This window comes from Litoreibacter arenae DSM 19593 (assembly GCF_000442275.2).
GTDB classification, from domain to species: Bacteria; Pseudomonadota; Alphaproteobacteria; order Rhodobacterales; family Rhodobacteraceae; genus Litoreibacter; species Litoreibacter arenae.
Genome location: NZ_KE557310.1, coordinates 175,005 through 188,708, shown reverse-complemented (window position 1 = coordinate 188,708; position 13,704 = coordinate 175,005). Strand labels below are relative to the sequence as shown.

General features: G+C 60.0%; 11 protein-coding genes. 7 read left to right on the top strand and 4 right to left on the bottom strand.

Going from position 1 to position 13,704, the window contains the following annotated elements:
- Positions 1-75: 75 nt before the first annotated feature.
- The gene (locus tag THALAR_RS08630) at positions 76-531 is read left to right on the top strand and encodes a (2Fe-2S)-binding protein (RefSeq protein WP_021101143.1); all 456 of its coding nucleotides are present in this window, start codon (positions 76-78) and stop codon (positions 529-531) included.
- Positions 532-535: 4 nt separating this feature from the next.
- Complete coding sequence (locus THALAR_RS08625) at positions 536-2,776, top strand: xanthine dehydrogenase family protein molybdopterin-binding subunit (RefSeq protein ID WP_021101142.1); 2,241 nt, start codon at positions 536-538, stop codon at positions 2,774-2,776.
- A gap of 6 nt (positions 2,777-2,782) precedes the next feature.
- Here THALAR_RS08625 and THALAR_RS08620 read toward each other — a convergent pair whose 3' ends face one another.
- Both THALAR_RS08620 and THALAR_RS08615 read right to left on the bottom strand, forming a co-directional pair.
- Complete coding sequence (locus THALAR_RS08620; RefSeq protein WP_021101141.1) at positions 2,783-3,547, bottom strand: BKACE family enzyme; 765 nt, start codon at positions 3,545-3,547, stop codon at positions 2,783-2,785.
- Entirely contained in the window at positions 3,544-4,863 is a 1,320-nt protein-coding gene (locus tag THALAR_RS08615) for an aspartate aminotransferase family protein (protein WP_021101140.1), read from the bottom strand. Before THALAR_RS08615 ends, THALAR_RS08620 begins: the two co-directional genes overlap by 4 nt.
- Before the next feature lie 115 nt (positions 4,864-4,978).
- Between THALAR_RS08615 and THALAR_RS08610 the strand changes: the two genes are divergently transcribed.
- The 5 genes from THALAR_RS08610 to THALAR_RS08590 all read left to right on the top strand — a co-directional run bounded on the left by THALAR_RS08610 (position 4,979) and on the right by THALAR_RS08590 (position 10,685).
- Positions 4,979-5,842: a MurR/RpiR family transcriptional regulator gene (locus THALAR_RS08610; RefSeq protein WP_021101139.1), complete on the top strand. Its 864-nt coding sequence runs from the start codon at positions 4,979-4,981 to the stop codon at positions 5,840-5,842.
- 40 nt (positions 5,843-5,882) lie between these two features.
- Positions 5,883-6,851 carry a TAXI family TRAP transporter solute-binding subunit gene (locus tag THALAR_RS08605; RefSeq protein ID WP_021101138.1) on the top strand — a complete coding sequence of 323 codons (969 nt, stop codon included), beginning with the start codon at positions 5,883-5,885 and terminating at the stop codon, positions 6,849-6,851.
- A 98-nt stretch (positions 6,852-6,949) separates the two neighbouring features.
- A complete protein-coding gene (locus THALAR_RS08600) occupies positions 6,950-9,565 on the top strand; it encodes a TRAP transporter permease (RefSeq protein ID WP_021101137.1) in 2,616 nt (871 codons plus the stop codon).
- Positions 9,562-9,993 (top strand): universal stress protein, encoded by a 432-nt coding sequence (locus THALAR_RS08595; protein WP_021101136.1) that lies wholly within the window; start codon positions 9,562-9,564, stop codon positions 9,991-9,993. Before THALAR_RS08600 ends, THALAR_RS08595 begins: the two co-directional genes overlap by 4 nt.
- Positions 9,994-10,139: 146 nt before the next feature.
- Positions 10,140-10,685 (top strand): NADPH-dependent FMN reductase, encoded by a 546-nt coding sequence (locus tag THALAR_RS08590; protein WP_021101135.1) that lies wholly within the window; start codon positions 10,140-10,142, stop codon positions 10,683-10,685.
- On the opposite strand, the gene THALAR_RS08585 is transcribed toward THALAR_RS08590, so the two are convergent.
- Entirely contained in the window at positions 10,682-11,914 is a 1,233-nt protein-coding gene (locus THALAR_RS08585; protein WP_021101134.1) for a sigma-54-dependent transcriptional regulator, read from the bottom strand. The two genes, THALAR_RS08590 and THALAR_RS08585, sit on opposite strands and share 4 nt — an antisense overlap.
- Positions 11,911-13,665: an ATP-binding protein gene (locus THALAR_RS08580; protein ID WP_021101133.1), complete on the bottom strand. Its 1,755-nt coding sequence runs from the start codon at positions 13,663-13,665 to the stop codon at positions 11,911-11,913. Before THALAR_RS08580 ends, THALAR_RS08585 begins: the two co-directional genes overlap by 4 nt.
- Positions 13,666-13,704 lie beyond the last annotated feature (39 nt).

Genomic DNA, 13,704 nt, shown 5'->3' with positions numbered 1-13,704 from the left:
GTTAACTTCGCGTCAGCTTGACAAAACGGGGTCCGGTCTCAATTTGTAAGGCTCAGCCACGCTTTGGAGAGCCGCATGAAACTCACCGTTAACGGACAGACCCATGATGTAGATGTCCCGCCGGACATGCCTTTGCTCTGGGTACTCCGCGACGAGTTGCAGATCACGGGCGTCAAATATGGTTGCGGCATCGCGCAGTGCGGGGCTTGCACCGTGCATGTTGATGGCGAGGCGGTGCGGTCCTGCCAGATACCCGTGGGTGATTTGGAGGGCGAGGTCACGACCATCGAAGGGCTTGGAACGCCCGACGCCCTGCATGCCGTTCAAGAAGCGTGGATCGAGCTTCAGGTCGCGCAATGTGGTTACTGCCAGTCAGGGCAGATGACGCAGGCGGCGTCGCTACTGGCTGACAATCCGGCGCCAAGTGATGCGGACATAGACGACGCCATGTCCGGCAACCTGTGCCGCTGCGGCACCTATCCCCGCATCCGCGCCGCGGTGAAAAGTGCCGCCGCGAAGATGGGGGCTTAGCGATATGGGCAAAGCACGCACAATCGCACGCCGGTCGTTTCTAGTGGGCTCCGTCGCGCTGGCGGGGGGCGTGGCCTTCGGCACTTATGTGGTGCACAAGCCGCATGACAACCCGCTGGCCGAACAGGCTTCGGAGGGCGAGGCCACGTTCAACCCGTGGGTCCTAGTCAGCAGCGACGCGGTAACCCTGATCGTGCCGCACGCGGATACGGGGCAGGGGGTCGCGTCCATGCAAGCCGCGTTGATCGCGGAAGAATTGGACATTGAATTCGGCCAGTTCGAGACCAGTTTCGGCGTCCCGAGTGCTGCCTATTACAACACCGCTATGGCGAGTGAAGCTGTGCCGTTCATGCCCACCGACAAGGGGTTCGCGGCAGAGACAATGCGCTCGGCCATGGGGGCGGCGATCAAGGTTCTTGGCGCTCAGGTGACGGGCGGTTCAAGCTCCACGCCTGACAGTTACGAGAAGCTGCGCGCGGCGGGTGCATCGGCGCGTGAAACGCTGAAGCTGGCCGCGTCACAAAGAACGGGCGTTCCGGTGGAGCAGCTGAAAACGGCGGGTGGCGCGGTGCAATTGCCTGACGGCACTGAGTTAAAATACACTGAACTGGCGGCGGATGCCGCTACACTTGATCCCGTCACCGACGTCCCTCTGCGTGACCCCAGCACATGGCGGATGGTGGGACGTAACATGCAGCGGCTGGATGTGGTCGCCAAGTCCACTGGCACGATGACCTACGGCATCGACCTGTATCTGGACGGGATGGTCAACGGCACCGTGCGCATGAACCCGCGCAAGGGTGCGGCACTCAACAGCTATGACGCCAGCGCGGCGGAGGCCATGAAAGGCGTCCGCAAGGTAGTGCCAATCACCAACGGGGTGGCGGTTCTGGCTGACAATACGTGGACTGCGTTCCAGGCTGCCGATGCGATTGAATACGACTGGGCCGCTGCCCCCTATCCGGCAGAGCAGGACGGGCATTGGGCGGAGGTCGCGGCCTCGTTCACCGAGGAGCGCTTGGATTCCGAGTGGCGCAATGAGGGCGACGTGGACGCAGTGATGGAGGGAGCCGAAACGCTCGAACTCGAATACCGCGCGCCTTATGTTGCGCACCAACCGCTGGAGCCGTTGAGCGCTGTCGCTAAGGTTACCGATGATCGCGTGGACGTCTGGGCGACGCACCAAATGCCGCGCTTCGCCGTCGATAAAATTGCCGCGATAACAGGCCACAAGACGGCGCAAATCCACTTCCATAGCCAGTATGGCGGCGGCAGTTTCGGCCACCGTCTGGAGTTCTTGAACATCACGGCAACGGTCGAGGCCGCGAACCAGATGCGCGGGACGCCGGTCAAGATCACCTTCAGCCGCGAAGAGGATTTCGCGCAGGACTTCACCCGTCAGATCGGTATGAGCCGCAGCAAGGGTGCTGTGAAAGACGGCAAGGTGGTCGCGCATGACTTGCAGATCGCGACCGTGTCCTCGTCCCGCTCCCAGATGGGGCGGCTTGGTCAATCGGTCCCCGGCGCCGACAGCCAGATCGTCGCGGGCGCTTGGGAGCAACCTTACGCGATCCCCAACTTCCGCGTGCGTGGCTATGCGGTGCCGGAGCTTGCGCCGACCTCATCTTGGCGGGCGGTCGGGGCGTCAAGCGGCGGGTTCTTCTCGGATTGCGCTTTGGACGAGTTGATCCACGCCGCAGGAGCTGACCCCTTGGAGGAACGGCTTCGGCTAATGAACCACGATGTTTCGCGCAAGGTTCTGGAGGCGGTGGGCGAGATGTCGGGCTGGGGCAGTGACCTCGGACCAAATCGGGGTCGTGGTGTGGCGTTTGTCTTGTCCTTTGGCGTGCCCGTGGCGGAGGTCGTGGAGGTCACCAATACCGACAGTGGCATCAAGATTGACAAGGTATGGGTCGCCGCCGATGTGGGTCGTGTGATCGACCCCATCAACTTTGACAATCTGATGAAAGGTGGCGTGATCTGGGGGCTGGGCCACGCGATGAACAGCGAGATCACCTACTCGGACGGCATGGCGGAGCAGTCGAATTTTTATACCCACGAGGGGATGCGGCTTGCTCAGTGCCCCGAGATTTTCGTGAAGGGTCTGGAGAACGGCAGCGCCGTCAAAGGCATCGGGGAGCCGCCCGTGCCACCCGCTGCACCGGCCTTGGCGAATGCGATTTTCGCGGCGACGGGGCAGCGCATTCGCGAGATGCCTTTCAACAAACATATCGACTTCGTCTAGCCATATTCAGGCGATGGCCCGGACAACCTCGGCCACGCGCTCGGCGTTGTCTTTCGCCAGCGAGCCGTCGCTGTTCCAAAGTGAGTTTTCGAACCCGACGCGCAGCTTGCCACCTTGGCGATGGGCCGCGACGAGGCAATCTGTTTCGCGCGGGCCGAAGGCGCAGACCGCCCAATCGGCGTCAAGGTCACTTGCCGCCAGCCAGTCGGTGAACGGCTGAAGGTCTTCGGGCGCGCTGGTCTGGCCTTTGGTGTAGCGGCCAAGGACAAAGATCAGTTGCAAGTCGCTTGCGTGCAGTTTCCCGCTGTCCAGCAACTGCGACATGAGGCGCAGGTCGCCCTCGCTGTAGAGGATATGCTGCACAGCGATGCCGGAGGTCCGGCAGTTGGTGTAGAATTCTAACGCGGTGTCCAGATCGCCGTCTCCTGTTATCTCTGCCAGGGAAACCGAGACGAGGCTTGGTTGCACAGTCTCGACCACCGCGCGTTGCTCCGCCGGTGAATAGATGCCGACCGCCTCGGTCGTGATCTGCACCGACATCTCAGGCACGATCTCCGCGAGGGCTGCTAACGCCTCGCTATACAGGCCCGCATCCAAACTATGGCGCCCCTCGGCATCCCGCACATGCAGATGTAGCCCGTCCGCGCCAGCGGCGTGGCAGGCTTTGGCAGTAGCGATGATTTCCGGCAGGGTGATCGGCAGCGCCGGATGGTCCGCCTTGGTTCGGCGTGCGCCCGTCGGTGCCACCATGAGGCGGGGCAGGGGCGTCATAATGTGCGGTCGATCGCTGTTTGCAACTTGGTGACGATTTCGTCCAGATGGGCGTCTTCCATGATGAACGGCGGGGCGAGCAGGATATGATCGCCCCGTTTGCCGTCTATCGTGCCACCCATAGGATAGCAGATCAGGCCAGCCTCAAACGCCTCTTTCTTCAATGTCTTGTGGAGCGCCTGGTCGGGGGCAAAGGGGGCTTTCGTCTCACGATCCTCGACGAACTCCAGCGCCCTGAACAGCCCGCGCCCGCGAATATCGCCGATATTCGGGTGTTGTCCGAAGGCCTGTTGCAACGCGTCTTGCAACTTGTCGCCCATCACCGCGCAGCGATCCACCAAGCCGCCATCGGTCAGCTTGGTCAGCACCGCCAACGCGGCCGCGCTGGCGGTCGGGTGGCCTACATAGGTGTGCCCGTGTTGGAAAAAGCCACTGCCAGATTCGATAGCCTCGTAAATCTTGGCCGAGCATAGCATAGCGCCAATCGGCTGATATCCCGCGCCAAGCCCCTTGGCGATTGCGACGATGTCGGGGGTGATGCCTTCCTGTTCTGAGGCGAACAGCGTGCCGGTTCGGCCCATGCCGCACATGACTTCATCAAGGATCAGCAGGACGCCGTATTGGTCACAAATCTCGCGTATGCGCTTGAAATACCCTTCCACGGCGGGCACGGCCCCGGCGGTGGCCCCCACGACAGGCTCCGCGACAAATGCGATGACGCTATCCTCGCCAAGCCGCTGGATTTCTGTCTCCAGCTCGTTCGCGACGCGTAGGCCGTATTCGACGGTCGTTTCTTCATCGCGCTTGCCGCGATATTCGAAGCACGGTGAGATGTGCGTGGTCTCAACCAGCATCGGCGCGAAGGGCGCGCGGCGCCACTCGTTGCCGCCCGTCGCCAAGGCGCCAAGGGTGTTCCCGTGATAGCTTTGCCGTCGTGCAATGACATGCCGCCGCTGGGGCTGGCCGGTTTCGACGAAATACTGACGTGCAAGTTTCAGGGCGGCTTCCATTGCCTCCGATCCGCCGGAGACGAGGTAGACGCGGTCGATACCCTCTGGTGCGTGTTCGATCAGTTTGTCGGCCAGTCGCTCCGCCGGATCGGAGGTGAAAAAGCTGGTATGGGCGAAGGCGACCGAATCGAGCTGGGTCTTGATGGCGTCGGTGACCTCTTTGTCACCATGCCCAAGACACGAAACAGCAGCGCCGCCGGAGCCGTCGAAATAGGCCTTACCGCTTTGATCGTAAAGATAAACGCCCTCGCCGCGCGCGACGGTGGGTAGGCTGGCTTTGGTATGGCGTGGGAATATGTGTGACACGGTATTGATCCTGTGCTGGGTGACGCGAAGCACTGAAACACACGATTCAATTATTGACTAGATATGAAACAGATGAAACACATGTTGGTCAGAAGATCGACTGGGAGGGCGGTTTTTGCAGCATTCGTTCGAACAGCAGCTTGCGGGAAGATACGCGACCCTCAGCGCTAAGTTGAAAGAGGCTGCGGATTTCGTGGTCGCGAACCCCGTCGATGTCGCTACGCGCAGTTTGCGGGCGGTATCCAAGGATGCAAAGCTGTCTCCGGCCACCTTTTCGCGGATGTCGACAGCCTTGGGCTATGACGGTTACGACGCCCTGCGCGAGGTGCTCCGCCGTAGCATGGAGCGGCACGCCGGGTCGTTTTCAAGCCGTGTCGAGGATCTGCAAAAGCGTCATGATCATGGCGATCAAAGTTTTCTCAATAGCCATCTGCTTGCGTGCTCAACCAATCTTGAAGCGATGGGCACCCATCTGGACATCCCCACGATTGAGATGTGTGTGGACCGCCTGCACATTGCGCGGCGCGTGTTGGTTGCGGGGGCGTTGGGGTCAACAGGTATAGCTGAATATCTGACTTACATGGCCAGTTTCATCGCTGACAACTGGTCGATGGCGCACCGGATGGGGGCGTCGATGGCAAGCGGGCTGGTCGGCATCTCCGACAAGGATGTCCTGGTCGTCATCACCAAGCCCCCCTTTGCGAAATTGACAATTAATGCGGCCAAGGAAGCGTCAGCCTCGGGCGCTTTCGTCATCGTGATTACCGACACCCACACCTGCCCCGCCTTGATCTTCGCGTCTGCAAGTTTCATCGTACCCACGCAGAGTCCGCATTTCTTTTCGTCTTATGCGTCGACTCTTGTGCTTGTTGAGATCATGATCGGCATGTTGGCCGGTCGCGGGGGAACCGAAGCAAGGGATAGAATTGCGTTGGTCGAGGACCGGAACCGCACATTGAACGAGGTTTGGGATCGTTAGACCCCAAGCCGAAACGAACATCAAAAAGAGGAGAATATTGATGTCCATTAACCTGAAACTTTCCGTCGCAGGCTTTGCCGTAGGGGCCATGATGGCACCGGCAGCTTTCGCTGAGGAGTTCATCACCATCGGCACCGGCGGTGTGACCGGCGTGTATTACCCGACCGGCGGCGCGATTTGCCGTCTGGTGAACAAGGGCCGCAAAGAGCACGGAATCCGCTGCTCGGTCGAATCCACCGGCGGCTCGGTCTACAACATCAACACCATCCGTGAAGGCGAGCTGGAATTTGGTGTGGCTCAGTCCGACTGGCAGTACCACGCGTATAACGGCAGCTCGCAATTCGAAGAAGCAGGGCCGTTCGAAGATCTGCGCGCAGTGTTCTCCGTCCATCCGGAGCCGTTCACGGTCGTGGCACGCGCTGACTCAGGAATCAGCAACTTCGACGATCTGAAAGGCAAGCGCGTCAATATCGGCAACCCCGGGTCGGGCGCACGCGGCACCATGGAAGTGCTGATGGAAGCCAAGGGCTGGACTACCGACGATTTCACGCTGGCCTCCGAGTTGAAGCCTGCAGAACAGTCGGCCGCTCTGTGCGACAACCAGATTGACGCGATGGTGTTCACCGTTGGTCACCCGTCGGGCACCATTCAGGAAGCGACGACCGCTTGTGACTCGGTGCTGGTGGCTGTTGACGGCGACGTGGTCGACAGTCTGATCGCGGACAACTCGTTCTACCGGACGGCCACCGTTCCGGGCGGAATGTACCGCGGGAACGACAACGACGTGAATACGTTCGGTGTCGGCGCAACCTTCGTGACATCCACTGCGGTATCTGAAGATGCGGTCTATGCCGTGGTCAGCGCGGTTTTCGAGAACTTCGAGGACTTCAAAAAGCTGCATCCTGCGTTCGCGAACCTGAAGCCGGAAGAAATGGCGACCGCCGGTTTGTCCGCTCCGCTGCATGACGGCGCTGCGAAATACTACAAAGAGCAAGGTTGGATCGAGTAATCATCGACCTGACGGGAGCGGGCGGCAACGCCCCTCCCACACGACCTCAATAGAACAAAAAGCGTCGATAAAATTCGGCCATTCCGACCGGGGGACACATGACAGACAATCAATCTCAGAACCGCGCCTTGAGCGAGGAAGAGCTACAGGATCTCGTGGCCTCCTCCGACGCCGGCGCACGATCCCCGGCCGGGGCAGTTGGCCTTCTTCTCGCCGTCGTTGCAGTCGTCTGGTCCCTGTTTCAGGTCCTTCTGGCGTCGCCCTTGTCGAACTACATCCTGCCCGGCGACATCATCAACAATTCGCGGCAGGTTCATTTGGCTTTCGCCATATTCCTGGCGTTTATGGCCTATCCCGCGTTCAAGTCGAGCCCGCGCCACTACATTCCCATCGCGGATTGGATACTGGCCTTGCTGGGCGCGTTCATCGCGATGTATGGCTTCGTTTTCTATCAGAAGATCGTCGATGCTGGCGGTCTGGCCGACGACGTGGACAAGTGGTTCGCGCTCGCTGGTCTGCTGATCCTTTTCGAAGGTGCGCGTCGGGCGCTCGGCCCGGCCATGGCGATCATCGCCACGATATTCCTCGCATATGTCTTCTTCGGCGCGTCGGACTTGGTGCCTGACGTGATCCGCTGGAAGGGCGCGTCGCTTAAGAAAGCTATGAGCCACATGTGGATCACATCCGAAGGTGTGTTCGGTATCGCGCTTGGCGTGTCGACCAAGTTTGTCTTCCTGTTCGTGCTGTTCGGCGCGCTGCTGGATAAGGCTGGCGCGGGCAACTACTTCATCAAAATGGCGTTTGGCGCTTTGGGCCACCTCAAGGGTGGGCCTGCGAAGGCTGCGGTTGTCGGCTCTGCCGCGACGGGCCTGATCTCCGGCTCGTCCATCGCAAACGTGGTCACCACCGGCACGTTCACTATCCCGTTGATGAAGCGTGTGGGTTTCTCTTCCGAGAAAGCCGGCGCTGTGGAAGTGGCAAGCTCCGTCAACGGGCAGATCATGCCGCCCGTCATGGGGGCTGCGGCCTTCCTGATGGTGGAATATGTGGGCATTTCCTACGTGGAAGTTATCACCCACGCCTTCTTGCCCGCGACGATTTCCTACATCGCGCTGGTCTATATCGTTCACCTCGAAGCGGTGAAGAGCAACATGCCGGTCCTTGGTAACCGCGTCGTGTCGATGGGCAAGACCATCGGCGGCATGGCGTTGTTTTTCTTCGGGTTCGCGGGTTTGTGCTACGGGGTTCAATATCCGGTCGGGTGGATCGTGTCCGCGATGCCGGACGCCTCCGGCACGGTCATGTCGCTGCTGATCTTCGCAACATATGTCGCGCTGTTGTGGTTGGCGTCGAGTGTTCCCGATCTGGAGCCGGACGACCCCAACGCGGAAGAAGTGGAACTGCCCGTCGTGGGCGAAATCTACAAATCCGGCCTCTACTATCTGCTGCCGATCATCGTGTTGGTCTACTTCCTGATGATCGAGCAAAAGTCCCCCGGCCTGTCGGCTTTCTGGGCAACGATGTTGCTGTTCGTCATTCTGCTGACCCAACGCCCGCTGAAGGCGATCTTCCGTGGTGAGAGCGACACTGCCAATGCCATCAAAGCGGGTGTCTTGGACCTGATCCAGGGATTGATCGACGGTGCCCGCAATATGATCGGTATCGGTCTTGCGACCGCAACCGCTGGCGTGATCGTCGGCACCGTTACGTTGACGGGTGTGGGGCAGGTGATGGCCGATCTGGTCGAGTTCCTGTCCGGCGGGAACCTGATCTTGATGCTGGTGATGGTGGGGCTGCTTAGCCTGATCCTCGGGATGGGGCTGCCGACGACGGCGAACTACATCGTGGTTTCCTCGCTCATGGCGGGTGTCGTGGTGGAGTTGGGCGCGCAATCGGGCCTGATCGTGCCGCTGATCGCGGTGCACCTGTTCGTGTTCTACTTCGGCATCATGGCCGATGTGACGCCGCCGGTGGGCCTTGCCAGCTTTGCCGCCGCTGCTGTATCGGGCGGGGACGCGATCAAGACCGGTTTTGTGGCATTTTTCTACAGCTTGCGCACCGTGGCGTTGCCGTTCGTGTTCATCTTCAACACCGATTTGTTGTTGATTGATGTCGGATGGGCGCAGGGCATTCTGGTCTTCATAACTGCCTCCATCGCGATCCTTGTGTTCACTGCGGGGACCATGGGCTGGTTCTTAACCAAAAGCCGCATCTACGAGAGCGTCGCGTTGATCCTCATCGCCTTCGCGCTGTTCCGACCGGACTTCGTGATGGACCGCATCCAGCCACCGTTCAAGATCATCGAGCCGGCTGGGTTTGCAACCGCTGTTGGTGAGGCCTCGGATGGGCAAGAGCTGCGGATCATCGTTTCCGGACCGGACTTCGACACAGGCGAGAGCAAGGAGACGACTCTGGTTATGCCGATCACTGGCGACGGCACCGAGCAAGAGCGGCTGGACGAGTTTGGCATTATGCTGCTTGAACAGGACGGGGTCGTCAAAATGGATGAGCCGATGTTTGGCACGCCGTTCTCTGACACGATGAGCAGCTTCGACTTCTACGCCGACGAACCGGTGCAGATCGTCACGGCAAAAGCGCCGTCGAACCAGATGGCGAAAGAGTGGGTCTTCATTCCGGCCCTGATCCTCTTGGGGCTGGTCGCACTGTTGCAACGCGGCCGTGCCCGCACCTCTCGTGAAGGAGTTCCCGCATGACGAAATCGGTTCTATGCGCAGTTGACATCAGCAACGGTCAGGACGACGTCAAAACCATCCAGACCGCCGCCCGCATGGCGGCGCTTGACGGCGCGCAGCTTGATGTGATCGCTGTTGTACCTGACTATGGCATGAGTTCGGTGGGTAGCTTTTTCAGCAAGGATCACCATGACAAGATGGTGGAAGAGGCGAAAAAGCAGCTAAACGAACTGGTGACCGGGGCGCTCGACGACACACAAAACGCCAAGGTGCGCCATATCGTGTCAACTGGCCGGGCTTACGAGCAGGTGTTGAAGCTGGCCAAGAAATCCGACCCGGAACTGATCGTGGTCGGTGCCAGCAAGGCGGATTTCGCTGATTATCTGCTTGGGCCTAACGCAGCACGGATTGTTCGACATGCAACCTGTTCGGTTTATGTCGTGCGATAGCACTGGCCAATAGATGCACTCTCAAAAGCCCGGCCACAGCGCCGGGCTTTATTTTTGCACAGAACCTGCGCGTGAGGCGGTGTTGCGTGTAATTTTGCAATGCGTCACATTGCTTTCAAATTGATATAACCAAACGAGCCTGAAACATGAAAGTACTAGCCTTTGCCGCCTCGAACAGCGGCAACTCCATCAACAAGCGTCTGGTGACGCACGCCAGCGAGGTTCTTATACGGGACATCCTGCCCGAGGCTACTGTCGAGATGCTGGACATCCACGACTACGAGATGCCCATCTACAGCCCGGAACGCGAAGCAGAGGGCGGCGTCCCTGATCTGGCCCGAAAGTTCTACGCTAAGATCGGCGATTCCGATGCGCTGCTGATCTCTTACGCGGAGCATAACGGGCATTACACAGCGGCGTGGAAGAACATCTTCGACTGGCTGTCGCGCATCAACAAGGAAGTGTTCCAAGGCAAGCCGATGGTCATCCTGTCTGCTTCCCCGGGCAAGGGTGGTGGCGCGAGCGTGATGGCCGCAGCCAAGACTTCGGCAGGCTTCTTTGGTGCAGACCTGAAAGGCAGCTTGTCCGTGGGCCGTTTCGGCGAGACGTTTGACAAGGAGCAGGGCCAGTTGATTGCACCGGACCTGGTGTCCGGATTGTCCGAAGCCTTGGGCGGGCTGAAGACAGGTTAGGGCTTCCGGAAGTCCTTAGCCTTCAAATCGTGCTTGGTAAGCTTGTCATACAATGTCTTACGTGGCAGGCCGAGAGCATCGGCCACATCGGCGGTCTTGCCGCCCAGGCGACGCAAAGTATCGGTCAGCACCAGTTTCTCAAACGCGCTCATCTGATCGTTCAAAGTAAGTTCCGCCCCGATGGATGCGGCTTTCTGGACGTTTAAGCCAAGCGCGAAGCTGCGCGCGAAGTTGCGCAATTCGGGCAGGTTGTCCGGCCAGTCTCGCGCGATCACAGAGGCATAGAGGCTTTCGGGGATTTCCGGCATATCGCCGTTCATGCCGCGCACGGTCTGACGGACCAGCGCTTCGAAGATCACGGCGAGATCCTTGCGCCGGTCGGCGAGGGTGGGTATGGCGATTTGCATAACGTCCAAGGCGTAGAACAGATCGTCCCTAAGTCCGTTTTCGCGCAGATGTTGAAGCTGCTCTGGGGATGAAGCGATTACGCGCAGCTCGGGGAACCGCTCCATCAATCCCAGCAAGGCGGCCTGCTGCGCGGATGTGGCGACGCCCAGCGATTTGACCGAAAGGTCGGTCGGTTGGGACGTCAGGTCCAACTCTCTGAGCGCCTCTGCACTGGTGTCACGCAGGGACAGCGAAATGAAGCGTTGCCTGTCGGTGGACAAGGCGTGGATAGTGTGTGCAGCCAGCCGTTTGCCTGCACCTGCTGGCCCGTGCAGGTAGATGTGAACAGGCAGTCCGGCGGCCTGCCGTAGCGCTTCTCGCAGTCGCTGCACCGCCCTGCAACTGCCCGGAAAGTTCGACGCCGCCGCATCGCCTGCTTGCAACTGCCGCTCCATGTTGCGCGATCGCAGGACGAGGCCGCGATGTTCCATTGCGCGGTTTACGACCTCTATCAGTTGCTCCGGCGGGCAGGGTTTTTGGCGGAAATCATAGGCACCCTCCGCCATGGCACGCACCGCCATGGGGACGTCAGCTTGCCCAGTCAATAGAACCACCGGCAAGTCGGGATCGACCTCTCGCGCCCGGGCAAGCACATCGAATCCGTCTTTGCCCGGCATGCGGATATCGGACAGGATCACCCCTTCGAAGTCGCGGGTGATGTGCGGCTTGGCCATGACGTAGCTGGACGCGGCGATTACCGTGAAGTCGGCCAACTCGAAGCTTTGCGCAAGCGATCGCCGCAAAGCTGCGTCGTCCTCAATCAAAAGCAAACTGGGCGTCATTCTTCGGCCTCTTGTAGGGTCAGGGCTGGTAGGGTGACCGTGAACGCGGCACCCGAGCCTTCCAGATTTTCAACGCTGATCAGGCCGCCAAAGCTGCCTATAATTCCATAGGAAATAGACAACCCGAGGCCCATACCCTTCGAAGCCCCGATTTCCTTGGTGGTGTAGAATGGCTCAAAAGCCCGGTCGATGTCCGCCAATCCCGGGCCGGTGTCGGCGATGACAAGCTGGACCTGCCCGCGTCGCCGGGTCAGCGACACAGAGATTTCCTTGACCGCGCTATCGCCCAACGCGTCCATGGCGTTTGATAAGAGGTTAACGATTACCTGCTGCAACCGGACGTGGCCTGCATCGACCCATGCGTCCGTGATCGTGTCAACCTTGAACACGATACCTTCTGACACAGCCCGTTGCGCGGCCAAGCCCAGAGACGCCTCCAGCACGTCGGCCACATTCACGCGCTCAAGCGGTTCGGTTTCCTTTCGGGCAAACCCGCGCAGGTTGTGGATGATGCGCCCCATACGCTGCGTCTGCTCCGAGATTAACGTCAGGTTTTCGCGGGCATCGGGATCACGTCCCAGCTCTATCAGCTTCTTCGCATTCTCGGCGTAGTTCTGGATGGCAGAGAGGGGCTGGTTCAACTCGTGGCTGATCCCCGCCGACATTTGCCCCAACGCCGTTAGCTTGCTCGCGTGGATCAGGTCGTCCTGCGCTTTTTGCAGTTGCGCGTTGCGTTTGGCGACGCGGGCTTCAAGCTGCGAGTTGGCTTCTTCCTCCAGCCGCAACCGGTCAGCCAGTCTTGCGCGGCTTTGCACGAAGATGGCGACGCCCAACCCGAACAGCGATAGCATCGCCGCGGTCAAGGCTGCCAAGAGGCGCGCGTCAGAGAGCGCCGGTTCGGCGTCCATGAATGCCCGCGCTGTCATCTCAATCAGCGGCACATCCTGGGAGATCACCAAAGCACGCTTTGGCATCTCTGCCGCGTCCTGAAACTGCCAGAGCGCGTGCCCGCCGGCGTGATGGATTTCGTATTCCGGAAACGTCGTCACCAAGGCCAGTGGATAGTCGAATGCTGTTGGCGGAACTTGCGCAATGGTTTCGTCGCGCATCAGAGCCACTGCAAGGCGGTTTGAGACGAACCCGATCCCCGCGTCGTCGAAGAAAGTCACCACATTCTCGTCAATGCGCCACTCCGCCTCCAACTCGTCCATGTTTACTTTGACGACCACGTATCCCTGCGGTTGCCCGTCATCCGCCAAAACGCTGCGCGCGAAGTAATAGCTGCGCCTGCCGTAAACATCCGCAGAGTGAAACACGCCCATACGGCGCGTCTTGGCAGCCATGACGTCGGCCCGCTGCGACCAGTCCGTGCCGATGATCTGCGCGTTGTCGTCGAACGTTGATGACGCCAGCACTTTGCCCTCTGCGTCCAAGGTGTGGATTTCCTTCGCTCCGGTGGTCAGCGCGATGCGTAACAGAAACTCCGAGGTGCGCGGCACGGTCGAGCGGTTCTCGATGAGTGCAGCGACTTGCGGGTGTCGTGACATCAGGTCCGTCAGCTCGCGGTAGCTTTCCAACTGCGCGATCAGGCGATCGGCGGACTGAGCCACGACAACGCTGCCGGAGCGGGCAAGTCGGTCGAGCCCTGACCTCAAGCTGAAATTATAGCTGGCGGTCACAAGCGCGAGGCTGAGAACCAGAAAAGCGATCACCGGATATCGCAGCGTTTTGGGGAACAGGGGGGCGATCATGAGGTCTCGAATCGTGGCGGGATTAGTGCGAAATACCGC

Excerpts from the sequence above, each read along its gene's own strand:
- THALAR_RS08630 (WP_021101143.1), top strand. The coding sequence starts at position 76 with ATGAAACTCACCGTTAACGGACAGACCCATGATGTAGATGTCCCGCCG.
- THALAR_RS08625 (WP_021101142.1), top strand. The coding sequence starts at position 536 with ATGGGCAAAGCACGCACAATCGCACGCCGGTCGTTTCTAGTGGGCTCC.
- THALAR_RS08620 (WP_021101141.1), bottom strand. The coding sequence starts at position 3,547 with ATGACGCCCCTGCCCCGCCTCATGGTGGCACCGACGGGCGCACGCCGA.
- THALAR_RS08605 (WP_021101138.1), top strand. The coding sequence starts at position 5,883 with ATGTCCATTAACCTGAAACTTTCCGTCGCAGGCTTTGCCGTAGGGGCC.
- THALAR_RS08600 (WP_021101137.1), top strand. The coding sequence starts at position 6,950 with ATGACAGACAATCAATCTCAGAACCGCGCCTTGAGCGAGGAAGAGCTA.
- THALAR_RS08595 (WP_021101136.1), top strand. The coding sequence starts at position 9,562 with ATGACGAAATCGGTTCTATGCGCAGTTGACATCAGCAACGGTCAGGAC.
- THALAR_RS08590 (WP_021101135.1), top strand. The coding sequence starts at position 10,140 with ATGAAAGTACTAGCCTTTGCCGCCTCGAACAGCGGCAACTCCATCAAC.
- THALAR_RS08585 (WP_021101134.1), bottom strand. The coding sequence starts at position 11,914 with ATGACGCCCAGTTTGCTTTTGATTGAGGACGACGCAGCTTTGCGGCGA.
- THALAR_RS08580 (WP_021101133.1), bottom strand. The coding sequence starts at position 13,665 with ATGATCGCCCCCCTGTTCCCCAAAACGCTGCGATATCCGGTGATCGCT.